A 26,066-nucleotide genomic window follows, 5' to 3' on the forward strand; every position below is an offset into this window, starting at 1 on the left:
ATAAATATAGTAACAACATCATCCATACAGAAATACAATGTATAAGCTACTCGGATTCTTATCTGCATTTCTATTATGCAGTTTTACTGCTAATGCTGCCAATATTGATGACCAACAAATTACCCTAGCGCTAAAATACGCTAAGATCAATGAATGGGAAAAGGCATATAGCTTAGCCCAAGCTTCTTCTTCGCCCAAGCTTGCGACTTCTTTAGTAAGATTTAAAGAATTACTTAGCGGGAAATATCCCCTCTCTTCTTTAATTACCTTTTATGAAGAAAATTCCTGGTTTCCGGTTTGCCGATTTCAGGATGATATTGAGAGAAAAATCGGGATAAGCTCTACCCTGCAGTCAATAATCAGTTGGCATAAACTCTGCCCGGCTAAAAATGAGTCTGCAAGGTTTTTAGAGAATTATGCTTCCTCTTCTTTAAATAAGACTACTCCGAACAGCAAATTTTTTGAGCACTGGGCTAAGATTAGCAACCTAAACCCTTTAATTGACCAACAAGTTTTTGATGTATATCGTAAACAGATTCCTTCTTCTCTAATTACCAGAAAAATTCAAAATTTTATGTGGCAGGGTAATTATGAACAAGCAATATATTATAGCAAGTTTATATCACCACGTGAGCAAATGCTGACTAAAGTTAAAGTAAGTTATGCTAATAACCTTTCCGGCTATGAAATGTTGGTAAAGAGATATCCTAAACTTAAAAATGATGAATACATAAAATTTAGACACATAAGAAAATTATTAAAAGAAAAACGAGATACTGAAGCTTATAATGAGTTTGCAACGATAAAACATTTCTCAAACCCCGAACAGTGGTGGAAAGCAAGACATACCATTGTTAGGAACTTTATCCGCGAAAAACAATATAAACGAGCTTATAGGATCGCCGTACATCACGGTACTAAAACAGGTGATGAGTTTCAGGAAGCAGAGTGGATCTCAGGATGGATCGCGCTTAGATTTTTAAAAAACCCTAAAGTTGCAGCCAATCATTTTTATAGCTCATATATGGATTGTCAATATGCTACCTGCAAATCGAGAGCTGCATACTGGTTGGCGAAAAGCTATGAAAAACTTAATGATAAACCCAAGATGGAAGCTTGGTATGATACGGCGGCTAAGCATAAAATGCATTTTTACGGTATATTAGCTATTACCGAGCACCCTAAATCTTTAGATAAAAAGTTTTTTGATTATTTGCCGCAGAAGAAATCTGCTCAACAGAATATAATTACACCGGAGATAGATAACTTGGTAGCTTCAACTTATTATATGAGTGAATCCGGTAATAATCATATAGCTCGTATATTATCAAAATATGTTGCTGATAGTGACCTCGACCCTAAAGTTAAACACTTGGTTGCAGAGCATTTAAATGATAGAAAGCTTTTGCCTCTACGTATACAATATGCTAAGTTTTTATCTAATCATAAAGGCCCTTTTCTTGAATGCGGTTACCCTACTGATATCCATATTTCAAATAACAAAAATTCTAAATCTCTTTACCTTGCTATTATCAGACAGGAAAGTAACTTTGACCAATCAGCTAAAAGCCCGGCCGGAGCTATAGGCTTAATGCAGCTTATCCCTTCGACCGCAAAAAGATGTGCTAAAACTCTTGGACTTCATCATAATGCATTTAGAACCGATCCTAAAGCAAATGTTGCAAAAGGTGTTAATTACCTTGACGGATTGGTAGAATATTTCGGTAATATTGCGCCTGCAATTGCAGCATATAATGCAGGAGAAAAAGCGGTTGAACGTTGGATTAGAGAGTTCGGTGACCCTGCAACCATGCAGAGTGTATCTGAAGTGCTGGATTGGATTGAATCTATTCCTTATGCCGAAACCAGGACATATGTTAAAAAAGTATTGGAAAATATGGTGGTATATGAGAGTATACTGCAACCTGATCAACCGCAATTTTTAGCTAGTCTCTTAGGAAAGTAATGACTGATACTATATTTGCCCTTGCAACCTTAATGGGAAAATCCGGGGTTTCTGTGATAAGGATTTCCGGTGAGCATGCTTTAAGTGCGCTCCATGCTTTAGGCTTTATAAAAAAACCTACTCCTAATCATGGATATTTTTCCAAATTGTTTATCCCTAATACTTTAGATCTGTTAGATGAAGGAATTGTGCTTTATTTTAAAGCTCCCCATTCATTTACGGGAGAGGATATTATTGAATTACAATTACACGGTAGTATAGCTGTAATTTCCGATACTATTAATGCTCTTTCTCAACTCCCCTATTTGCGTCCCGCTGAAGCCGGTGAATTTGCCAAAAGAGCTTTTATGAATAATAAGCTTGATTTAACTAAAGCTGAAGGATTATCATTGCTTATAGATGCTGAAACATCCATTCAAAGAAAGTTAGCTATTAATCAACTGCAAGGCAACCTTGAAACTTTATATGAAGGTTGGCGTAAAGAATTGATTTTAATACTTGCAAAAATTGAAGCTTATATAGATTTCCCGGACGATGATATTCCTACTTCAGCTATTACTGAAGCTACCGAAGCTATTAACAATTTAATCGGTAAAATTGAAAGGCATGTATCTGATGATAAAAGAGGAGAAATTTTATTTAAAGGCATCCATGTTGCAATTATTGGTGCCCCTAATGTCGGTAAATCCTCACTACTTAACTTAATTGCTAAGCGTGATGTTGCAATTGTTTCAAACATTGCCGGCACTACTCGTGATGTGATCGAAGTGAAAATCAATCTTGAGGGCTATCCTGTAACTTTCTTCGATACCGCAGGTATTAGAGAAACTGAAGATGTTATAGAATCAGAAGGAGTTAAAAGGTCTCTTTCTACCTTAGAATCTGCCGATATAGTAATTTTTGTTTGTGACGATATTTTAAATTTAGATGCAACTAATCTTTTAAATAATTTACAAGACCCTGGAAGTACAATTTTATTACTTAATAAAGTCGATATTTTAGATTATAGCTCTCAGAAATATTTTCCTTCCTTTAACTTACCTCCTAATCATATTCTTGAAATTTCCGTAAAAACCGGGTATGGTATGGAAAATTTTTTTGATATATTACTAAAAAATATTAAAGATAAATATAACCCTTCTTCTGAGCCCGTCATCACTAAAGCCAGGTATAGAAAAGCCTTACAAGAATGTGTAACCTATTTAAAGCAATTTAGTGATATTAAAACTCTCGAGTTAGCAGCTGAGGATCTAAGAACAGCAGCCTATTTTATCGGGACTATTACCGGTAGAGTTGATGTTGAGGAAGTTTTAGATGAAATTTTTAGTAATTTTTGTATAGGGAAATAATTGTTCCACGTGAAACATTTTTAAGGTAATTATGAAATATCATTTTGATGTCATTGTGATCGGAGCCGGACATGCCGGCTGTGAAGCTGCTGCCGCCGCTGCAAGAATAGGAGCTAAAACTTGCTTAATTACTAATAAGCCGGATAATATAGGTGAGATGTCATGTAATCCCTCAATCGGAGGGGTAGCTAAAGGTATTATCGTCAGAGAAGTTGATGCCTTGGATGGAGTGATGGCAAAAGCAATTGATCAAGCCGGCATTCATTTCAAAATGTTAAACGCAAGCAAAGGGCCGGCTGTATGGGGGCCGAGGGCACAAGCTGATCGTAAATTATATAAAAAAGCTATGCAGGATATTTTATATAATTACCCTAATCTTAAAATAATAACTGCGGAAGTTACTGATTTAATAATTAATAATAATGCAATTCAAGGCATCGCTTACGGCTCAACTCAATTATATTCAAAATCTGTGGTATTAACTACCGGTACCTTTTTAGGTGGAATAATCCATATTGGTACTAAGAAAACACCGGCCGGTAGAGTTAATGAAAACCCTTCGATTGAACTGGCTAAAAAAATCAGAGCAATAGGGTTTAATGTAGGCAGGCTTAAAACCGGCACTCCCCCAAGAATTCATCGTGACTCAATAAATTGGGATATGTTGGAAAAGCAATATGGTGACAACCCTCCTATACCCTTTTCGTATATGACTAAGGAAATAAAAGTACCTCAAATTGAATGCTTTATTACGCACACAACCACAAAAACTCATGAAATTATTAATCAAAACTTACATTTATCTCCTATGTATTCCGGGCAGATTGAAAGTGTAGGCCCAAGATATTGCCCCTCTATAGAAGATAAAGTTGTCAGATTCGCCTCAAAAGAACGACATCAAATTTTTTTAGAGCCGGAAGGGCTAGATAGTGAGGTGATTTATCCCAATGGTATCTCTACTTCCCTACCCGAAGAAGTACAATTCCGGATAGTTCATTCAATTATCGGCATGGAACAGGCAAATATTTTAAGACCCGGCTATGCTATCGAATATGACTATATAGACCCGAGGGAATTAAAGCCGACCTTGGAAACTAAAAAAATAAAAGGCTTATTTTTTGCCGGGCAAATTAACGGAACTACCGGCTATGAAGAAGCTGCCGGGCAAGGTGCCATCGCAGGTATTAATGCGGCACTCAGTATAGATAATAAAGATTACACCCATTCAAGATCTGACTCATACATTGGTGTAATGATTTCAGATTTAACTACGAACGGTACAATTGAGCCTTATCGGATGATGACCTCAAGAGCAGAGTATAGAATAAGGCTAAGACCTGATAACGCAGATTTAAGACTGACTGAGGAAGCAATAAAACATAATATAGTTTCATTTGAAAGAACAAACTTTTATAATAATCAGCAGGAAAATTTAGCAAGTATTAGAAATGAACTTAACAAAATAACTTATACGCCGAACCAACTTGCTGAGCTCGGCTACGAGATTTCAAAAGACGGAGTGAGAAGAAGTTTATACCAATTGCTTGCTATTCCGACTTTTAACTTAGAAAAGCTAATTAAAATATATCCTGAAGCTAATAAGCATCCTAGAAAATATTTAGAAAAGTTACACATAGAATCAATATATTCATCTTATGAAGATAGGCAACGTAAAGACCTGGAACTTTATCACGAAGAAAAAGATATATTGATTCCAAGTGAGATTAATTATTTAGAGATCGGCTCATTATCCAATGAAGTTCGGTTAAAACTTGATAAAACAAAGCCAAACTCAATTGCTGATGCTAAGAGAATCCAAGGGATAACCCCTGCTGCTATAATTGCACTTCAAATTTTTATTAAGAAAAAATATGGTTGATTTATTATCTGAATTAATAGAAGAAAACTTTCCTAATGTTCCACGTGAAACAATTTTACAATTAAATACTTATTTAAATTTAGTTGAGAAATGGAATGCAAAAATAAATTTAGTCTCGAAAAACTGTTCGAGGGAAGAACTGGTTACCAGGCATTTACTAGATTCCTTACAACTAATAGAATATATTAATAGCCCAAATGCACTAGTCACCGACTTAGGCAGCGGCGGTGGCTTTCCGGGCTTAGTGTTGGCTATTGCAGGAAATAACTGCAACTTAGTTGAAATCAACACTAAAAAAACTGTTTTTTTAAAAGAGGCAGTTTTAAAACTAAACCTTAAAAGTAAAGTGCTGAATCAAGACTTTAAAACCTTAACAGGGTATAAAAGTGATTACATAGTCTCACGGGCGGTCAGTAATATTAATTATTTACTTAACGCAAGCAAGGCGATAGTATCGGAAAACACTGTTTGTTTATTTTTAAAAAGTAAGAATCAGATAGAAGAAATTAAAGAACTGGAAAATTCTTGGTCTTTTGATTTAGCAATATATGAAAATAAATTTAATAATGACGGCGTAATAATAGAAATAAAGAAGTTAAAAGAATGGGCAAAATAATCTGCATAGCTAATCAAAAAGGTGGAGTCGGTAAAACTACGACTGCAATTAACCTTGCAACTGCAATAGCAGCAGTAGATAAACGAACTTTGCTTATAGACTTAGATCCGCAAGGCAACGCCAGCACAGGTTTAGGCGTTGAAAGCACTGAGAGAGATAAAACTATTTATGAAGTACTGATTAGCGGTCTCAATACTAAAGATGCAATAGTAAGAACCAATATACCAAAACTTGAAATAATTACCTCAACCATAGATTTAGCAGCAGCTGAAGTTGAACTTTATGAGTTTAACAGCAAAGAAACAATCTTAAAAAGTAACCTATCTTCGATTATAAAAGATTATGATTTCATAATTATCGACTGCCCGCCTTCACTAGGCTTACTGACCATCAATGCATTAACTGCAGCGCACTCGGTTATAATTCCTTTGCAATGTGAGTTTTTTGCCTTAGAAGGACTTGCTTATTTAACTAATACAATAAACTTAATAAAAAAATCGCTAAATCCAACTTTACATGTTGAAGGTATTCTCCTTACTATGATGGATAGAAGGAATAATTTATCCGTACTTGTCGAAAAAGATGTCAGAAATACTTTTAAAAACTTAGTCTACCAAACGGTTATACCTAGAAATATAAAGCTTTCGGAGGCACCTTCACACGGCAAACCTGCTCTAATTTACGATATTAGATGTGTAGGCTCCGCAGCATATATAATGCTTGCCAAAGAAGTATTAAATAATAATAAAACTAATGATAATGAGATAAAAGATGAGCAAAGAAAGAAAAGTGCTGGGTAGGGGGTTATCAGCTCTAATCTCTCAAACTAATACCTTAGATTTTGATCCGGATAGTAATTTAGCTACTGATGACCAGCGAATACATAATATTGATATAAGAAAGATATCTCCTAATCCTAATCAGCCCCGTAAAGTGTTTGCTGAAATGGAAATTAACGAACTTGCAACTTCAATTTCAGAGCATGGTATAATACAACCCATATTAGTAAAATCTTTAAATAACGGCTTTTATGAATTAATTGCAGGAGAAAGAAGGTGGCAGGCATCTAAGAAGGCGGGTATGACGGAAATTCCTGCCATTATAAAAGAAGTAAATGAAATGAAATCTTTTGAATATGCAATGATTGAAAATATTCAAAGGCAAAATTTAAATGTATTAGAAGAAGCTTTAGCTTATCAGAAATTAATAGAAGCTTATGGGTATACTCATGACCAGCTTGCTAAAAAGCTGAGCAAAAGCCGCAGTCATATCTCTAATTGCTTAAGAATTTTAAACCTTCCGGGAGAAGTAAAGCAGCTTGTAGAAGAAAACAAGCTTTCGTTTGGGCATGCAAGAACCTTAATTAGTGCAAACAACCCTACGCAGCTTGCAAATCAAATTATTGAGCAAGGGCTATCGGTAAGAGATGCAGAGCAAATTGCTAAAAATGAAGGAGCTTTAAAAAGGCAATCTACCGCAGCTCCACCTAAATTTGAGAATGACAATTACACACTCGCTCAGGCGGAAGGTAATGAAGATATATTAGCTATAGAAAAGATGTTAAAAGAAAGCTTAAAATTACCTATAAAGATAATTAGCACTGAAAACGGTGGCCAGGTACAGATTAATTTTAATACTTTAGATGACCTGGATAATCTGATTCAAGTTTTAGGCTCCAGAGGGCTTAATTTTTAAAGCAATGCCTAAAACTATTTCATTTTAGCTTTTAAGCCCCTATACGGATGTTTAATAAGGAAATTGAGAACGCTTGTTTTACTACCTATTATAAGTCTTTTTCTAATTGCTTAACACAATTGAGGAGCCTGTCATACATTTCTTCATGAGAACATCGGCTACTCATTTTTAATCGTAATAAAGTTAAATTATTGTACATTTCATTACATTTATACCAGTAATCACTGCTATTATAGACCTCATCATCTATAAATCTTCTGGCTAAAGGAGACATAGGGTTATTTTCATTTACTACAAACCCAATAACATCAGATAATGCTTTTATGCCTTTATCCGCGGTTATTAGCCATGAGTCTTGAGTATAACCGTTTATCTTCATTAATTCTGAGATTATAGTTGCTCTGTAATAGGTAATTTCTCGTGCTGCATTTAAGCAATTTTGAAAAAGCTCTTCAGCTGTTTTATATTTTTTAATAAAGTTTTTAGTAATATATTTACATCTTAATTGTGAGCTATGGTTCTTAATAGCTGAATAATTGAAAAAAGTGAATTTGGCAATTTCAGTTTCTAGAGCACTAATATTATTAGCTTCAAAAGCCATATAAGTTATATATTTCTTAAACCTTGTGAAAGAAGAAAGCTCTTTAAATTGCTTATTTATAAAATTTATTTTTAACAAGGATAGATAAGGAATAACATAATGAAATTTTTCTTGAGAATTAAGGGTTGTAAAGTTTTGGGAATTTTTAAGCTCAGCAATATCATCAACTGAATTATGCGCATCATAAAATCTAGGAAGATATTTTGCCAAAAACAAATTAAAGTTTTTATGCATTTTAATTTTATATTCTTCATTTGCTTCCATTAATGCAAGCCCGGGGGAAAGGAAAATATATTTCAATTCATTTAAGGATTTAACTAATAATGCTAGGTATGAAGTATGGTATGGTATCGTAAGCTACCTTATTTTCTATAACTCTACTCATTTCAGCAAGAATATTTAAATCAACTAATATAGTTGTTTCAATATTTTTATAATGATTTTCTCTACAGCGCTTGCTCGTTAGTATTGGAAAATCATTTAACGATTTACGCAAAGGTTTAATATAATAAAATCTGGAATCCATAAAATATTTAAAAAATTGAAGAAAAGATATAACATATTATTATTCTATATTATAAAAGTTTTGGTTTAAAAAGATTTTAATAATTTGAATATAACTATTTTATATAAGATGAGAAAAGTTGATACTCACTATAATTTAACAAATTTTTATAAGGTTTTATTTGTGAACTTCAAGAAAGCACTAGCTCATATGTATGCGTCTATACTAATCCCAATTTGCAGGCAACTTATTATACCTGATCATAAAGCTAGCAATTTAATTTATAAGACATCTTCCAAAATAATAAAAAAAGCATTACAAAGGTCAACAAGCAATAGATATCTCTCTAAGCAGCATACCTACACACTACAGGAAAGTAAAATACTCAAAAGCGCTTAAAATCGAGCCCTTTTAGAGATTCTAATTTAAAATTATCAGGTATTAATAAATACTTCATAAGTGAGTAATATATTATATTTAGATTAACTAAATACTTTTTAAATAAATTATCGATAATCTGAATAAGAATTATCAATCATCTAAAAACCAGATAAGATAAACATCATGCTATTCTTAAGAACTTATTTTAACAATAGATAACTTTTTAAGGTTATTACTTTATTGCTAAAATTATTATAAAAAAATATCTCATTATATAAGCTTATTTAGTAGATAAAAATTATAGATAAATAAAAATAAATTTAATTTGTTATATAAATCAGCAAAATATGAAAAATAGATTTGAATGAAATTGAGTAATTAAATTTAAAGACGGTGGTACTTTGTTCTTTGACTATAGAGCTAATTGCAATGAAGCACTTTGCTCAAAATTGTCTTGAAAGGAGGTAATCCAGCCGCAGGTTCCCCTACGGCTACCTTGTTACGACTTAACCCCAGTCATCGACCTCACCGTGGTAGGCTGCCTCCTTACGGTTAGCACACCTACTTAAGGTAAGACCAACTCCCATGGCTTGACGGGCAGTGTGTACAAGACCCGAGAACGTATTCACCACAGCATGCTGATCTGCGATTACTAGCGATTCCGACTTCATGTACCCGAGTTGCAGGGTACAATCCGAACTGAGGTGGCTTTTAGGGATTTGCTCCAGGTCGCCCTATTGCGTCCAATTGTCACCACCATTGTAACACGTGTGTAGCCCAGGCCGTAAGGGCCATGCTGACTTGACGTCATCCCCACCTTCCTCCGGCTTATCACCGGCAGTTTCCTTAGAGTGCCCAGCATAACCTGTTGGTAACTAAGGATGAGGGTTGCGCTCGTTGCGGGACTTAACCCAACATCTCACGACACGAGCTGACGACAGCCATGCAACACCTGTGATGGTCCAGCCGAGCTGACTCATGAATCTCTTCATGATATGACCAACATGTCAAGGCCTGGTAAGGTTTTTCGCGTAGCATCGAATTAAACCACATGTTCCACCGCTTGTGCGAGTCCCCGTCAATTCCTTTGAGTTTTAATCTTGCGACCGTACTCCCCAGGCGGAGTGCTTAACGCGTTAGCTTTGACACTGAAAATTAAATTCCAATATCTAGCACTCATCGTTTACTGCGTGGACTACCAGGGTATCTAATCCTGTTTGCTCCCCACGCTTTCGTGCAACAGCGTCAGTGTCTAGCCAGATAGCCGCTTTCGCTTCCGGTGTTCCTCCTAATATCTACGAATTTCACCTCTACACTAGGAATTCCGCTATCCTCTCTAGTACTCTAGCCAGGCAGTTTTGAAAGCAATTCTAAGGTTGAGCCCTAGGCTTTCACTTCCAACTTACCAAGCCGCCTACGCACGCTTTACGCCCAGTAATTCCGAGTAACGCTTGCCCCCTTCGTATTACCGCGGCTGCTGGCACGAAGTTAGCCGGGGCTTTTTCTGTAGGTACCGTCATTATCTTCCCTACTAAAAGAGCTTTACAACCCGAAGGCCTTCATCACTCACGCGGCGTCGCTGGATCAGGCTTTCGCCCATTGTCCAATATTCCCCACTGCTGCCTCCCGTAGGAGTCTGGACCGTGTCTCAGTTCCAGTGTGGCTGATCATCCTCTCAAACCAGCTAAAGATCGTAGCCTTGGTAGGCCATTACCCCACCAACAAGCTAATCTTGCATGGGCTCATCTTAAAGCAATAAATCTTTCACCTCTCGGCAATATCCGGTATTAGCTGTCGTTTCCAACAGTTATCCCAGACTTTAAGGTAGATTCCCATGTATTACTCACCCGTCTGCCACTAGCAGAACTCCGTATTGCTACGGCTCTTACTCGTTCGACTTGCATGTGTTAAGCACGCCGCCAGCGTTCACTCTGAGCCAGGATCAAACTCTCAAGTTTTATCCTTGGCTATAACTCAAAAAATGTACTGACAGATTGTAGTACGTTAAGTTATATTAATCTTCTACGTACCACCGTCTTTAAATTTAATTCTCTCAATTTCAAAAGATCCGGCAATCTTTTTTGTTATCTTGCCGTGTGTGTTTGGAATTTATAGCCATTCTTTTCTCTACTGTCAAACTCTTTTTTCAAATTTTTTTCATTTTATTTCATATTTAATTTCTTAATGGGAAAGGAAATTTATAAAAGCCACGGCTAAGCTATTGTAACATCTAAATTTTAATCTTTAAAAATTTATATTAAAACTTACTTAAATTTATTACTTCAAATTTACCGTTGAATTTTCCCATTATAATAACCAGCCTAACTATTACTTATGCTACTTAGCAATAATCACAATCAATACTACTACTAAACAATATATCACAACAAGGCAGTTCCTCTTCAAGAAGCTCAGCCTCCTGATAAGCTATATTCTGAGTATTATTTTCATGCACATCAATATAGCTGCTAAAATTTTCAGCCATTAAGTTACTGAACTTGTTTAATAGCTTACCGAAGAAGCTCTCTTCGAAAGGTTTTTTAAAAGCAGTACTAGTCAGGTATATAAAAGTTTTAGCAAACCCGACAACCAAGCAACCTTCTATATGCTTTTTAGCTGTCGTTCTTTCACTATCCAACTCTGCTTTGTACTCCGTAATACCCTGATATTCATCTTGTAATTTAATTTCAACAATTTCAAAAGTATCAGGGTCAGTATAGCTTTCAATGATTATGTTTTGCTCCCAATCTAAAACAGCTTTTTGTTGCCATAATCGGTTATTATCTAAATAACTTTTATACCCGGCTTCAAAACCTTCCGGCCAATTTTGGACTATTTTAAAGTTTATCGGCTTACCTGTTTCAGCATCAAATTGATTCATTAAGTTTTCCATTGAATGCTGCTTTACTGAATATATGATATAATCAGTTAATTCAACACCTGTAGGATTAGTAAAATAATCAACCTTATAAAAATTATTTGCTATGTGTTTGCCGTGAGTATTTATAAAATTAGGATCAGTAAAATACGTAGTAATATTATCTCCTTTAATCTTATCCGGATCATTTAGCACAGCATTTGCCGCTTGATATGCACCCGGTGCTTCAAAAGAAATTACCGGCTGCTTCAAGCTCAGCCCGACAACTTCTGCAAGTAATCCTCCTAATGAATGGCCTGTATGTAAATAGCTAAAAATTGAGTTATACTTATTCTCAACAAATTTTGAAAATTTTAGAGCATAAGGAAGCTGAGTCAGTGGTTTATTGTAAAAAATACTAATATCGTTTTTAATGTCATCTAAGCTTCCTACCTCAGTACCTCTGTGCGCTATTATAATAGTATTATTAGCACCGAATGCTGCCCCGAAATAACCATTCTCGTCTCTATTTTTAGAAGATTCTAAAAGCTCCCACCCTTCTAAATTAAGATAACCACCATCTTTATAAAGCGGATTTGCATCATTATAAACTATATTACTAAATTTCGCAGCAATTCTATCAAACATAACTCCCTCCCAGAATTAATGAAAACAACCTATCTTACAGCATAATCAAGTATAAATTATCTATAACTGTTAAATATAGTTATTATTTATTATATTTATATTAAGTTTTATTTCAAACACATTTGTTTAATGATAAATCTCAACTACTTAAGTCGTTATTTTTCATTTTTATAAATTGATACTATTTATAGCTAAGAACCTAGCTCAATCCTAGGTTGTATCGTTTTATGCCAATTTCTATGTTATATTAAAAGCTTTAAGCTATTAACTAAATTTATACAAAACCTACTCAACTTAGGGTTGCTATTTCTAGTAAGAATATTATAAATTTTAACTATTAAATAAGGTTAATGCTAAAATTATGGATAATATAGATATGAGTAAAATAAAAAGTTACGAAAATGAACTTTATGAAGTAATATTAAAACTTAAAACATTAGAAGATTGCTATGCTTTTTTTAGAGATCTCTGCACCCCGGCAGAAATTAAAGCTATGCAGGAAAGATGGCATGTAGCACAGCTTTTACATGCAGGAGACCTTTCTTATCGCGATATATATAATAGAACAGGAGTAAGCATTTCAACCATCGGAAGAGTAGCAAGGTTTTTAAAACATGAACCTTACGGCGGCTACAGAAAAATTCTTTCAAAATGAAGTAAAGCTCAAAAGCTACTAATAGTCATTAGTTTGAAATTGAGAAGGGATTAAACGATGTTTTATAATCATAGTAATCGATACCGTCTTTATTTTTAAGAAAGTTCACTATTTTATAGGTTAAAGGTAAAGCAACTATTTCATAGAATAACTTAAAGAAATATCCGGTAATTATAATGTTCCAAATCACGGAAAGCTCCATAATACCAAGAAATGCTATAAAGCAAAAAATAGTATTTTCTACAAATACACCTAATGCGGAACTTAATATTGCTCTAAACCAAAAATGCTTACCTTTAGTCTTTATTTTAAGCTTTGCTAAAACGAAGGCATTTATAAACTCACCAAATAAAAAACTGATAAAAGAGGCTAAAAGCACTCTAAACGATTGATGGTATATTATGTCAAAAGCTTCTTGATTCTGCCACTCGGCAGCCGGCTTAATAAGCATTACTAAATATAATCCGACAATAACTACAAGATTACTGAAAAATGCCAGCCAAATTATCCTTCTACATACTTTAAAACCATATACCTCAGTCAGAACATCATCAAATATATAGGTAAGCGGAAAGAATACTAACCCGCCGGCAAAATAAAAGCCATAGATCTCACAAATCTTATTTTCTGCAAGGTTAGATAAAATTAAAAATGCACTAAATAATACTCCGATAACTAATAAGCTATTAGTATTTTTTTGGTAAGACATTTTTGTGGTAGTGTTCATTGCTAAAGATACAGATCAATTTTTTTTGCATTTTATCTGTATTTTTATTAATAATCAATTTCTGTTATATAAATAACAATATTAAAAATTGCTTTGGTCTTAATTAAATTAAGTACTCCATAATAAATTAATTATTTATCCTTTTCCATAACACTATCGAGCATGGCTCCAGCTTTCTCTCCGGCTTGCTCAACTCCCTCTCCGGCCTTATTAGCTACTTGGCCTACTCCCGGAGCTGCCTTGTCCCCTACAGCCCCGGCGGTTTTAATACCTGCTGAGGCCATTTGGGTAGTAGTGCTTATTGCAGTTTTAACAGTGTTCTTCATAGCACTCATTGTAGTATCAGCAGGTGCGGCAGCAGTTGCCTCTCTTTGAACACTACCGGTAATTAGCACGGCACAAATACTTGCAATGAAACCTGTAAACTTATACATTGAATTGCCTAGTAAAGCAAAAGCAAGAGCAGTTGAAATAACATTTTCGGGTATAAAGAAATTCGGTACATTACCGGGAATATTCATTGCAAGAGTAGTTCTATATCCCGGAATCCAGCACTCATTATAGATAGATCCTAAATCTATCCCTAATATACAGAATTCACATGCAGTAAAATTCAGACAAGTATAAAGTAAAACCATTATTACTAAGTTAAAAATAGCTATTGCGGCAAAAACCATTACAGGTTGTAAAGTATAAGAAACTAAATATTTCCACCAACTATCAAACAACGTTTTCGTAATTTCAAATAATAAGCAGCAAATGAATATCGGAGCGGTTGTGATTAAAAGTGCAATACCAACCAGTGAATATATATATACAAGAGTAGCTTTAAGCAAAGACAGCACATAAATTATTGCACAATACATAACTACTAATGCAACTATAAGACCTAAAAGCCCCGTACATATAAGAGCATATATTTTTTTCCAAACAGCTGAGCTGAATATCTGAGAAATCGGACCGTCAAATAAACTAAATACGGCAAACGGATCTCTAGTAACATCTACAACTTCACTGCTGAAAGAACCTGAGACTATTATAGCAATTAACTCAATCCCGCCTTCTATGAACATATTAAGCAAATAAGTACCGAAGAAATCCCACGAATTAGGAGAAATCAAAGTAATTATTACTCCTACTTTTACCATACGAATCAGAGCTTCCTGTTGATTAAGTTTTATAGTGCCGATTAAAAACCCTACGCCAAAAAATGCAACATAGAATACTAAAAGCGCACGTACTAAACCTATATACTGAGCATCCCTTGTAATTGAAGAAAAAATTGATTGTGCTGCACCGGGTCTTCCATCGCCCGAGCCGACTAATACATCATGAATCATATTTATAAACTCACAGATGGTGCCGCAAGTAATTGTTGCATCAGATTTAAGTAACTCGGCTACTATATAATATTGACCGAAATAGCTGCCCGGACTCTCATAAAGTTTTTTAATTTCAGCAGATGAGCCTGCCGGCGGTGTTAAAGTTTTTATCCTAAAAAACAAGGTTCCCGGATCGTTAAAATTAATATTTAAATAGTTCCCTTGTAGGTATGAATTTTGCGGAACATCTTTCCACATACTCTCAGTAATAGCACTTCCTGAGGGAGCAACTGCATATTGGACATTCTCACCATTATATTTCGGGCACCCGCCCCAACTGATATCGACATTATATCCGCCGAAGTTATCACTATACCACATTTTCAATGTCTCAATGTCTGTATGGCCGTCATTATGCCTGATTGCAAGTGGTGTTCTCTCAGCACTAAACCCTTTTAGTATGCCGGAATAATTATAATGAGGCGTACCTAAATCATCAATCTGTATACATTCAGGCTTCTCTGAACTTTGAAGTTTAGAGATAATAGGGTCATTAACCGCAGAGGCATTAACACAACCGGGAATGTTTGTCAGAATTGTAGTCTTTAGATTCTCATCAATAACATTCCCTTGTAGCCCTAATAGAGTAGTTTTTTTTATTTCTGGATTTATTTGAAAAGAGGTAGTCCCAATCGGAGTTAAGCGCGTAGCTTCGCCGTTCATAACTATACCCGGGATAGAGGATACATTAAATCCTGATTGGCGTGCAGACTTAATTTGGATTGAACTATCAGCATAAAATGAATCAAAACAAGCTTTCCTAATACTTGAGGATTTTTTAGGATCAGTCATACACTTTGCCAAGCCGTTAGTATCTAACTCTCCAAGGGCATGATTAAAATGACTATACCTACCGCTCCAACTAATTGATAATTCATCACCATCTGCAACATTTATCCCAGTATCGGTAAAATTATAATTCCTTGCACTCCATTTACAGGGGCCATAAATACTACTTAGATTTGAAGGAACGACAACTTTGCAAAAACTATTATCCGGGGTATTTTGTGTTGTAGATCCACCTAAATTGGCGTTAAGTATTGCTTCAGTTACATTGTCAATTTTTATTGAGGCAGCATCCGGTACATTTACGCTTTGACCGGCAACACATTTAGAAGCATAATTTTGGCTGAGCGGCGAGTAATTTAAGCTCCATAACTTATAATTTGTAAGATTGTTCCATTCACCAGTATTCATATAATATAGACATTCATGCTGCGCCTGACTTATCCATTGTGTTTGGTTGGAATCATTTTCCCATTCGGATGGTTTTGAAGAACTAAAAATCGGCTGTAATAAAACATCTTTTTTTCCGCATAAATAAACTATATTATTACTTGAGTTGCCGGCTATAGACAACCGTATTTTATCACCTTTTTTTACATTAATATTAGTTGCATATGTGTTATTTTTAGCCCATTCATTATCTCCGCAATGTGTTTTTATCGTGATAGGGGCTTTAATTTCTATGACGGGCGGAATTACGGATGCATCTTTAACGTCATAATAACTACTTGAGTAATAAACTCCGTTTTGGCAATCCGTTTTACATGCAGTAATTACTGATTGATTTAATTCTACTCCGTTAACCTCTCTTGAAAAACTTGTACATTCAATATTACAACGATCTTGGCAGACAGGATTTAAAGGAGCAAGAACCATGTTTTCTATTTTATTAGATCCGCCGAAATCATTCCCGGTAATACAATTGGTATAAAAGCTCCCTGCAAAGGCTACTTTACAAGTAAAAATGATTACTATAGCTAGTATGTTTTTAAGCAAATGCGGCATATAAGTGCTAAGTGCCTATAATATAATAAGTTAATTATTTCAAGGTTAAAAGTTTATTCTTTTTTATACAATAGAAAACTTACTTTTATTGAAAAGTAGTTTTCTTTATGCTAGCAATTCTTAACAGTTAGAACTTTATCCTTTTTTTATGAAATATATAAATTTTAGTATTACAGCTTTATCCTTATTAGCTTTAACCGGTTGCAGCAGTATGTCAAACTTATGGCTTGGCGATGATAAAAAAGAAAGATTAGTCGGCGAAAGAATTACCGTTTATCCTTCCGTTTTCTCAACTAGTATTGATGAAGGTTATAAAGGCACATTAATTTCCATTCCTCAAGCTCAAAATATAAATGAAATAAAAAGTTCAAACGGCATCAATTCCGTTTTATTTCCAAATTTAAGTTTTACAGCTAATTTTAAAAAATCTAAAGAATTTAGCTTTAAAGGTTCAAATACTTTTTCTAGCATTACTCAACCGATATTATTTGATAACCAAATAATAATTTTAGACCCCGCCGGTATGTTATTAGCATACGATCTGGATTCTAACAAAAAATTGTGGGAAACTGCTGAGCTTAGAAAAAAATCAAGTGCCGGGTTGTTTCACATCTCTCCGGATTTTTACCACGGCGGTATAACTCTTAAGGATAATATTCTTTTTGTAACTCTGGGTTTAAATACCATAACTGCTATTAATGCTGATGACGGTAGTATTATATGGTCTAAAGAGATAGCGAGCCCTACTCGCTCTACTCCCGCTCTTGCAAATGATTTACTGTTTATTCAAACACTTGATAACTCAACATATGCATTAAATGCTAAAACAGGTGAGATAGTTTGGGCGCACTATGGGGTTAAAAGTGATGTTAGTACAGTAGAAACCTCTTCACCTGTTGTGGTTAGTAATATTGTATTAGTTCAATATAGCTCAGGGGAAATCGTCGGAATAGAAACAACAACCGGTAATGAGCTTATGTCCTTAAGTAATAATAGCGGACTCGAAAGGCTTGGTGCACATAAGCAGTTTCATAGCGTAGTTCATAAAATTATTTTAGAAGAAAGCTTATTAATTTTTTATGATAATGAGGGGATCGTTTCAGCACTGAATTTAAAAGACGGTAAACAGTTGTGGAGTAATAAACTTGGTTTTAATAAACCGCTCTGGTCATGCGGAGAGCTCGCAATCGGAATCAATGAATCCAAAGAGCTTATAGCTTTCAATAAATATGATGGCAGAATAAAGTGGCAAACCAATCTGAAGTTATTTGAAGATCAAAAAAATAAACATCATACTATTTGGTCGGAACCTATTGTTGGAAATAATAAAATTTTAATAGTAAATTCCCAAGGACAATTATTCGAATTTGATATAAATAGCGGTGAAAAATTATTTCAAAGAGAGGTAATTAAAAATGTAATGACGGCTCCGATTATTTTTAATGGTAAATTATATTTACTTTCCAATAACGGTAAAATTGTAGAGTATTCTTAAATTGGCGCACTGCGAACACCATCATGCTCACAGCTCTTTTAATATAAATGAAATTTTATCGTTTATAGGGCTTGATGCGAGTAGTGAGGGTTTAATACTAACCCTATTTTTAACCGGGCTTGCTGCAAGTTTTACTCATTGTATTGGTATGTGCGGGCCTATAGCCTTAACTCAGATGAGTATGAGGCTAATGCATTTGCCTAAGGAAAAGATGCAGGAAAAATACAAATTAAATGCTGCACTTTCCTTACCCTACTATTTCGGTAAAGCTTTTACATATGTAATGTTGATGTTAATTGCGATGATATTTTCAAAAAGTATAAAAAATATTCCTTATATAAAGTGGGCAGCTCTGACATTATTGATTATTACTGCTCTTCTGTTTATAAAGTCAGGCATTACTAAAACTTTCCAACTCTTTGATTTAAAATTACCTTTTAAAAATAAACTTGATAACTTTTTTGCCAGAAAAGTAAGTAAGTTAAATTTAAGCCCATTTGGTTTTAAAGGATTTATTATGGGAATGATTTTAGGGCTTATCCCCTGTGGAATTGTATATGCTTCTATAATTACCGTTATATCACGAACTGAAAGCTATTTTACAGCTATAATAGCTATGTTTATGTTCGGGCTTGCCACTATCCCTGGCTTATTTTTAGTCTCATATGTAGGAGGACAAATACTTAACAGTAAAAAAGCTATTTTTAACTCTCTCTATTCACTAATGATGTTTGTTAATGCCTACCTAATAATTTCATATGCTTTTAACTTAATATCCTAATAAATTAATATAAGCACATTATTAAAAACTACAAAAAATAAATTATATCATTAATATTAAAATATAGTTATTTTTTATTTTATTTAATGAAAAAATTATTTTTACTAAGACATGCCGATGCTCCTTTTAATAGCAGTCAATCAGATTTTGATAGAGCTTTAAGTAAAAAGGGTAAGGAGGAATGTTTATATTTAAACAAATATTTTCTAAATAACCCTGTTCCTGAACTCATTTTATGTTCTAATGCTATACGTACTAAGCAAACAGCTGAAATAGTTCTTAACAATTTATCCGATAAAACCAATCTGATATTTAAGCAAGAATTATATAATTCCTCTATTAATAACCTTATAAGCATTATTGAAGATACAAATGATGATATAAACACTTTAATGGTAATCGGCCACAACCCTTCAATCACCCTGCTTTCAGAAATTTTATCTCCTACCAATAAGCACGTATTTCCTGAAGTTTCAGATTATGCAATAACCGCTAAATTAGTTGTGCTAAATATAGATACTAACAATTGGTTTCCTCTTACAAATTACCAAACTTCTATATTAGATCTAGTTTTCCACAAAACTTACTAACATTTTATGTTAATAAGTTGTGAGCAATTTATCTCCTGTTAGTAACTAACACTTTATTAGACACTCCTAAGAGTTATTCACACGTATTATCAACATGTGAATAAAAATTTTGAGGTAAATGTTGATATGTTGATAACTCATTTTATAAAATGTTTCTAGAGCTCTAAAAATATATATTTATAAGATGTTTTTTACATAAAATATTTTTGTTGATATCTATGTTGGTAATGTATTTAAAAGTTTTAATTAACATTTCAACACTCCTATATTATCTATTACTTATTAAAGTATTTAAGATAAATAATAATGATAGTAGAAAAGACTCTGTTGAAAATTTTAAATGATAAAAAACCTACAAGTAGAGTGCCGGTATGGTTAATGAGACAAGCCGGGAGATATTTACCCGAATATAGAGAGGTACGAAAAAATTTTAAAAATTTCCTGGAATTTTGTTTTACTCCCGAAGCTGCCGCTGAAGTTACCATTCAACCGTTAAGAAGATTTGATTTGGATGCGGCAATTATTTTTTCCGACATACTAACCATACCTTACGCTTTAGGAGTTGAAGTAAATTTTAAGCAAGGTGAAGGTCCTCACTTGGAAATTACAAACACCGAAGAACGTATAAATCAACTTGAAATGGTGAAAATAAAAGATCTGGAAAAAGTTTTCACGACAATAAAATTAGTAAAGAAAGAACTGGATAGCAACTACCCCGGTAAAACTTTAATCGGGTTTGCAGGTTCTCCCTGGACAATTGCCTGCTACATGGTGCAAGGAGTAAGTGATCAAAAATTTGGGAAAGTTAAAGTTTTCGCAGAGGAGAACCCCTATGTATTTCAAAAATTAATTGATAAAATAATTGAAGCTACCGTGTTTTATCTAAAAGAACAGATTAAAAGTGGGGCTGATGTAATAAAGTTATTTGATTCATGGGCAGGGGTGCTGTCAGGTACCGAATATCAGAGGTGGGTAATAGAACCTAATAAAAAAATTATAAAAAAAGTCAGAGAAGAATTCGAACAGATCAAAATAATAGGGTTTCCTCGAAATTCCGGGGAACAACTATATAAGGAATATGCCACACAAACAGGAGTGGACTGCTTAAGTATATCAGATGATATCTCACTTTTACAGGCAAAAGATAATATTAAAGATAAGGTAATACAAGGAAACTTTAACAATCTTTTGCTTGCAACTTCCAAAAAAGATATTAAACAAGAGGTGGAAAAAATTTTGAGAATTACTCATGGCCGCCCATACATTTTTAATTTAAATCATGGTGTGGTTCCGGAAACTCCGATAGAAAATGTACAAGAACTTATAGAAAATATTAGAAACTTCAGAATATGAAAGCCGAAAGCTTAGAAAATATACATATTGAGCAAAACATAACTCAAGTACTACGTGAGCAGCCTAGTAACATTGAAGCCGAGCAGGGATTACTGGGCGCTTTACTTAACAACAATGAGCATATTAATAAGGTTGCTGATTTCCTTATTGCCGATCACTTTTATCTGCCGCTGCATAAAAAAATTTATGAAAATATTATAAAGTTCATTGAAAAAGGTTTAGTAGCCAATCCGATTACCTTAAAAAATTATCTTGAAAAAGAAGAAGATTTGCAGGAATCAGGAATAAAAAGCTTCGATTATTTGGTTAAGCTTGCTGCAAGTGCAACAACTATTGTGAATGTGGAATCATTTGCTCGGCTTATTTATGAATGCGCAATCAGAAGAAAGTTAATAACTATCGGGGAAGACATAGTAAATGATTCTTTTATCAATAATTCTGACGAAGATGGCTTTAAGCAGATAGAGAAAGCTGAGCAAAAGCTGTTTAATTTAGCTGTACAGGGTCAATCCGACTCAAAACTTCTTACCCTAAAGGACTCAATCAAGATAACTTTAAAACGTCTTGATACAGCTTTAAAACGCGGTGGCGGATTAAGTGGGGTAACTACAGGGTTTATAGAACTTGATAATTTGCTTGGTGGATTACAAAGTTCTGATTTATTGATACTTGCTGCCAGACCCTCGATGGGTAAAACTTCACTTGCTATCAATATGGGTATACATGCGGCAGAAAGCTTTCTTGAAGAAAATAAGAAATCAGGTGAAGGTAAACCGAAATCGGTTGCTATATTCTCACTTGAGATGTCAGCTGAGCAAGTTGCTATGAGGATGCTTTCCGTAAAAACTAAGATAAACGGCAGTAAAATAAGGCTAGGAACAATCAGACAGGAAGAGCTTGCCCTGCTTTCCTCGGAAACTAATAATTTGAATCAGCTTCCGGTATTTATTGATGATACTGCTGCTATTTCAATTTCCGCTTTAAGAACAAGGGCAAGAAGATTAAAAAGGCAGCATAATTTAGGCTTGGTTATTGTAGATTATTTACAGCTTTTAACCGGCTCCGGCTCAAGTGATAACAGAGTACATGAAATAGGTGAAATTTCTCAAGGTTTAAAAGCTATTGCAAAAGAACTGGATGTTCCTGTGCTTGCGCTATCGCAGTTATCGAGGGCGGTAGAATCAAGAGAAGATAAACGTCCGCAGCTTTCGGACTTACGTGAAAGCGGTAATATTGAGCAGGATGCTGATGTGGTAATGTTTATTTATCGGGAAGAGTATTATCTTGAGAGAAGGAAACCAGTATCCGACCCCGATAAAATGAATGAGTGGCAATTAAGCCATGACAGGGTGCATAATACCGCGGAAGTAATTGTTTCCAAACAAAGGAACGGGCCGATCGGTAGTAAGTTACTATACTTTGATTCTTCAACTACGGCTTTCGGGAACTTGGATATTAATATGGATCATCATAATCCGGATTATTAAAATTTAAAAAATTGAAGAGAAGTAATATAGCTAAAAAAGGTAGTTAATAATCTAAGTACAATACTATTATAAAAAACAATATTTTTTATTTCTTTAATTTTAATATTCTTTCTTAAAATTTTATTAATAAGCTTATATCCAAGGGTGGTTTTTTGTGCTTTTATCGTTTTATAATAAAAGAAATATACCTATTTAAAATTTAATAATTAACGTTAATTATATATTTAATATATGGATATCCCTTTACTAAATATAAGCTTTACATAAAAAATATTGAATGATAAATGAAAATGAGTAATTCTAAGATCAGTTATTTAAACTAATTAAATTTTAGGATTAAAAATATGAATAAGAAGTTTGTAAGCCTTTTAAGTGTATTTGCAGTTATGGTTGTTTTAGCAGCTAAAGAAGGTAGTAGAAGGGATCCTGATTACTTAGTTTCTCCTCTTAAGAATGTGAAGTTTGTTGAGCAATCTATGGATGCTATGGCTATAGGTGCTTATTAAGTTGCCCAAGCTATAGAAAAGTATATAACTATTGTTAGTTTTATATAAAGAAGAAAATTGAACTTAATGATAGGATTTAAAAATATCAATTTATATATTATAGCAACTTGTTTTTTAGCCTTTTTTTTAATCGCGTTTTATAAAATGCATAAGATAAAAAGTATTAAGCAATTTGCAATTGGATATTATAAAACAACTAATATTAACTCTTTAATTTTTGCCTTTTTTGCTTCCTCAATCGGTGGAGGAAGTACTATTGGTATGTCAGCAAAGTTATATTTTATGGGAGGAATATTAATTGTTGGTCATTATCTATTTCAGCCGGTATGCTGGATGATAATGTCTAAAATAGTTTCAACTGGTATAGAAAAATTTAAGGGGTGTATTTCAGTTAGTGAAATAATGTATAAGCTATATGGCAACTATGCTAGAAGATTAACTAGTGCAGCTGCAGTAATTATGGGGATAGGAATAACTGCTGCACAAATAACCGTATTATCTAAAGTATTAAATTATATTTTTGGTATAGAACCAATTAAAGGTATTTTAACTGGTTATTGTGTTTTAATTTTATACTCTTTATTGTCTACCTATAAAACTATTTATTTCATTGAGATATTAAAATTTATAATGTCTTTTTTGATTTTTCCGATAGTTTATATAGTGACTTTTGCTGAGATAGGTGGTGTCGATACTATAATTGAAAGACTTCCAGATACGCATTATAAAATTGATTTAACACCAAATAATCTTATAATGCTACTAAGTTTGATGCTTTTTAGTTTACTACCTGAATTTACTCCCCCTTTTATTCAAAGATGTTTAATGGCTAATAATGCTAAACAGTTAAAGGAAAGTTTAAAATATATAATGTATATTTTTATTCCTTTTACTTTATCATTATGTGCAATAGGATACATTATAAGTATATCTGCTATTGATATAAATCCTGACGAAGCATTATTATATTTCATAAATTACTTATTACCAGCGGGGCTAAAAAGCCTAATGATAATTGGGATTATAATTATCATTATAGTGATGGCTGGAACCTGGTTAAACTCAATTACTATAATTTTAACTAGTGATTTAATAGAAACCTTAAATTTAAAAATACCTAATAGTAAACAACTACATATTTTAAGGTTTGTAAGTTTAGGCCTATCCATAATTTCAATATTTGCTGCTATCAATGCTAAAGAATTTTCAACATTATTAAATATTGTTTTGAATATTTGGAATCCCATTACTTTAATTCCCCTATCCGCAGGATTCTTAGGGTTTAGAACAAATTCTTCATCATTTATAGTAAGTACAATATTAGGATTATCATCTACATGTATTAGCGGCTATGTTACCGGCGAATTAGCTGTGCTTAGCTTATGTTTCGGTACTATGGGTAGTGCGATCGGTTTATTCGGTATGCATTATTTACAAGTGCTGAAAGGAAAAATAGGAATGGAATTTAAGGAAACAGCTAAATTCGACTTGAGGAAACTCATTAAATATAAAACCAAAGTAATAAAACAAGCATTAAGCAAACCGCTTAAAGCTATCCCGCAGGTATTCAAAAAGAAAAGCGAACATATTAAATATCATGGTTTCTGTGCTTTTACTTTAACTTATTACTTTATTTATACCTTAAGTTTAACTTCCGACCCGGCACATAAAATATTTGCTTATATTATTTCTGTTGGATACTTATTATGTATGTTGCTGCTGTTAAAAGATTTTGTATTTTCTAAATCTTTTCAGCAGAAATATTTACACTTATATTGGTATTTTACCGTAACTTTTTGCTTACCACTTGCTTCAAGTTTCATGTTATTCGCAAGTCATGGGGATAATTTCTGGGTAATTAATGGAGTACTGGCTGCAATTTCGCTTTATTTATTTGTTGATGCAATAAGCTTTTTGGTTCTACTTTCTATAGGGGTAGTGTTCGGGTACGTTATTTTTACGCTTACCGGGCAAAAGGTAGGAAATACAGAAGATTATAATGCGCTCACGATTGGCTATATTTATCTCTTTTTAATGTTTATCTCTTTATTCTTTTTTAGAAGAAAAGAAAAAGAGCAAGAGGAGAGGGTGCAAACTATGCATATATTTGGCGGGGCAATGGCACATGAGGTAAAAAGCCCACTTGCCACCCTTAATATGTGCGCGTCGACAATAACAGGTCAGTTAGAAAAAACTTATAATGAAAGTCATGATAAAGAACACTTTTCTATACAAAAAGAAGATATGGAAATATTACTTCAGTTCAGCAAAATGCTGGAAAAAGTAAGCGTACAAGGAATATCCACCGTAGACGGTCTTCTTACCTCTTTAAAAAGTGATGTTATTGCAGATGATAAAGAAGTTTATTTTATTAAAGATTGCGTTATGCAGGCAGTTTCCGAGTATCAGGCATTAAATAATAACTTAAATAAAATTAGTATCAAATTAACTAATAACTTTAAATTTTACGGATCACTGCATTATCTAAAGCATGTACTTTTCAACCTGCTTAGCAATTCATATAAATACGGCGGCAGAAATATTGAAATTGATATATGGACAAAAGGCAACCAGCTATACTTTAGAGATAAAGGCAAAGGAATAGCGGAAGAAGATTTACCTTATATATTTGATAGGTTTTACAGCAAAAATAAAACCGGTACAGGTATAGGACTTGCATTCTGTAAAATGGTTATGGAAGATATAGGCGGGAATATTAATTGTAAATCCAAGCTTGGGGAATATACCGAATTTGCTCTTTTCTTCCCGAAAATCAGTAAAGCGCACAAGCTCTATTGAAAA

General features: G+C 33.7%; 19 protein-coding genes and 1 rRNA gene. 14 read left to right on the plus strand and 6 right to left on the minus strand.

Features of this window, described 5'->3' with window-relative positions; translation table 11 throughout:
• The first annotated feature begins 37 nt into the window (after positions 1 to 37).
• From NF27_RS00895 to NF27_RS00920, 6 genes are read left to right on the plus strand one after another with little or no spacing between them, the layout of a single operon-like run.
• A complete protein-coding gene (locus NF27_RS00895; protein WP_039454754.1) occupies positions 38 to 1,966 on the plus strand; it encodes a lytic transglycosylase domain-containing protein in 1,929 nt (642 codons plus the stop codon).
• Positions 1,966 to 3,315, plus strand: a complete 1,350-nt coding sequence (gene mnmE / locus NF27_RS00900) for a tRNA uridine-5-carboxymethylaminomethyl(34) synthesis GTPase MnmE (protein WP_039454756.1) — start codon at positions 1,966 to 1,968, stop codon at positions 3,313 to 3,315. The genes NF27_RS00895 and mnmE overlap by 1 nt, the downstream gene beginning before the upstream one ends.
• Positions 3,316 to 3,343: 28 nt before the next feature.
• Positions 3,344 to 5,194, plus strand: a complete 1,851-nt coding sequence (mnmG, locus tag NF27_RS00905; protein ID WP_039454758.1) for a tRNA uridine-5-carboxymethylaminomethyl(34) synthesis enzyme MnmG — start codon at positions 3,344 to 3,346, stop codon at positions 5,192 to 5,194.
• The gene (gene rsmG / locus NF27_RS00910) at positions 5,187 to 5,810 is read left to right on the plus strand and encodes a 16S rRNA (guanine(527)-N(7))-methyltransferase RsmG (RefSeq protein ID WP_053332457.1); all 624 of its coding nucleotides are present in this window, start codon (positions 5,187 to 5,189) and stop codon (positions 5,808 to 5,810) included. The genes mnmG and rsmG overlap by 8 nt, the downstream gene beginning before the upstream one ends.
• Positions 5,798 to 6,610, plus strand: coding sequence for a ParA family protein (locus NF27_RS00915; RefSeq protein WP_039454760.1), 813 nt, complete (start codon positions 5,798 to 5,800; stop codon positions 6,608 to 6,610). The genes rsmG and NF27_RS00915 overlap by 13 nt, the downstream gene beginning before the upstream one ends.
• The gene (locus tag NF27_RS00920; RefSeq protein WP_039454762.1) at positions 6,582 to 7,505 is read left to right on the plus strand and encodes a ParB/RepB/Spo0J family partition protein; all 924 of its coding nucleotides are present in this window, start codon (positions 6,582 to 6,584) and stop codon (positions 7,503 to 7,505) included. The genes NF27_RS00915 and NF27_RS00920 overlap by 29 nt, the downstream gene beginning before the upstream one ends.
• Positions 7,506 to 7,593: 88 nt before the next feature.
• Here NF27_RS00920 and NF27_RS00925 read toward each other — a convergent pair whose 3' ends face one another.
• The 4 genes from NF27_RS00925 to NF27_RS00940 all read right to left on the minus strand — a co-directional run bounded on the left by NF27_RS00925 (position 7,594) and on the right by NF27_RS00940 (position 12,497).
• The gene (locus NF27_RS00925; protein WP_152606802.1) at positions 7,594 to 8,370 is read right to left on the minus strand and encodes a hypothetical protein; all 777 of its coding nucleotides are present in this window, start codon (positions 8,368 to 8,370) and stop codon (positions 7,594 to 7,596) included.
• 49 nt (positions 8,371 to 8,419) lie between these two features.
• The gene (locus NF27_RS11985) at positions 8,420 to 8,632 is read right to left on the minus strand and encodes a hypothetical protein (protein WP_161791749.1); all 213 of its coding nucleotides are present in this window, start codon (positions 8,630 to 8,632) and stop codon (positions 8,420 to 8,422) included.
• An 817-nt stretch (positions 8,633 to 9,449) separates the two neighbouring features.
• A 16S ribosomal RNA gene (locus tag NF27_RS00935) occupies positions 9,450 to 10,950 on the minus strand.
• A 383-nt stretch (positions 10,951 to 11,333) separates the two neighbouring features.
• Positions 11,334 to 12,497, minus strand: a complete 1,164-nt coding sequence (locus NF27_RS00940) for an alpha/beta hydrolase family protein (RefSeq protein ID WP_039454767.1) — start codon at positions 12,495 to 12,497, stop codon at positions 11,334 to 11,336.
• 361 nt (positions 12,498 to 12,858) lie between these two features.
• On the opposite strand from NF27_RS00940, the gene NF27_RS00945 reads away from it, so the two are divergent.
• A complete protein-coding gene (locus tag NF27_RS00945; protein WP_199398802.1) occupies positions 12,859 to 13,152 on the plus strand; it encodes a YerC/YecD family TrpR-related protein in 294 nt (97 codons plus the stop codon).
• A gap of 28 nt (positions 13,153 to 13,180) precedes the next feature.
• On the opposite strand, the gene NF27_RS00950 is transcribed toward NF27_RS00945, so the two are convergent.
• Both NF27_RS00950 and NF27_RS00955 read right to left on the minus strand, forming a co-directional pair.
• Complete coding sequence (locus tag NF27_RS00950) at positions 13,181 to 13,861, minus strand: queuosine precursor transporter (protein WP_039454769.1); 681 nt, start codon at positions 13,859 to 13,861, stop codon at positions 13,181 to 13,183.
• 149 nt (positions 13,862 to 14,010) lie between these two features.
• Positions 14,011 to 17,052 carry a TrbL/VirB6 family protein gene (locus NF27_RS00955; protein ID WP_039454770.1) on the minus strand — a complete coding sequence of 1,014 codons (3,042 nt, stop codon included), beginning with the start codon at positions 17,050 to 17,052 and terminating at the stop codon, positions 14,011 to 14,013.
• Between the two features lie 211 nt (positions 17,053 to 17,263).
• On the opposite strand from NF27_RS00955, the gene NF27_RS00960 reads away from it, so the two are divergent.
• From NF27_RS00960 to NF27_RS00985, 7 genes are all read left to right on the plus strand, one after another.
• Positions 17,264 to 18,547, plus strand: coding sequence for an outer membrane protein assembly factor BamB family protein (locus NF27_RS00960; RefSeq protein WP_161791750.1), 1,284 nt, complete (start codon positions 17,264 to 17,266; stop codon positions 18,545 to 18,547).
• 1 nt (position 18,548) lies between these two features.
• A complete protein-coding gene (locus tag NF27_RS00965; RefSeq protein ID WP_039454773.1) occupies positions 18,549 to 19,328 on the plus strand; it encodes a sulfite exporter TauE/SafE family protein in 780 nt (259 codons plus the stop codon).
• A gap of 86 nt (positions 19,329 to 19,414) precedes the next feature.
• Positions 19,415 to 19,918, plus strand: a complete 504-nt coding sequence (locus NF27_RS00970) for a SixA phosphatase family protein (protein ID WP_039454774.1) — start codon at positions 19,415 to 19,417, stop codon at positions 19,916 to 19,918.
• A 306-nt stretch (positions 19,919 to 20,224) separates the two neighbouring features.
• The gene (gene hemE, locus NF27_RS00975) at positions 20,225 to 21,271 is read left to right on the plus strand and encodes a uroporphyrinogen decarboxylase (RefSeq protein ID WP_053332458.1); all 1,047 of its coding nucleotides are present in this window, start codon (positions 20,225 to 20,227) and stop codon (positions 21,269 to 21,271) included.
• Positions 21,268 to 22,758: a replicative DNA helicase gene (locus NF27_RS00980; RefSeq protein ID WP_039454776.1), complete on the plus strand. Its 1,491-nt coding sequence runs from the start codon at positions 21,268 to 21,270 to the stop codon at positions 22,756 to 22,758. Before hemE ends, NF27_RS00980 begins: the two co-directional genes overlap by 4 nt.
• Positions 22,759 to 23,102: 344 nt before the next feature.
• Positions 23,103 to 23,264, plus strand: coding sequence for a hypothetical protein (locus tag NF27_RS12195; protein WP_161791751.1), 162 nt, complete (start codon positions 23,103 to 23,105; stop codon positions 23,262 to 23,264).
• Between the two features lie 144 nt (positions 23,265 to 23,408).
• Positions 23,409 to 26,063: an ATP-binding protein gene (locus NF27_RS00985; protein ID WP_161791752.1), complete on the plus strand. Its 2,655-nt coding sequence runs from the start codon at positions 23,409 to 23,411 to the stop codon at positions 26,061 to 26,063.
• The last annotated feature ends 3 nt before the right edge of the window (positions 26,064 to 26,066 follow it).

It is taken from the genome of Candidatus Jidaibacter acanthamoeba (genome assembly GCF_000815465.1).
Lineage (GTDB): Bacteria > Pseudomonadota > Alphaproteobacteria > Rickettsiales > Midichloriaceae > Jidaibacter > Jidaibacter acanthamoebae.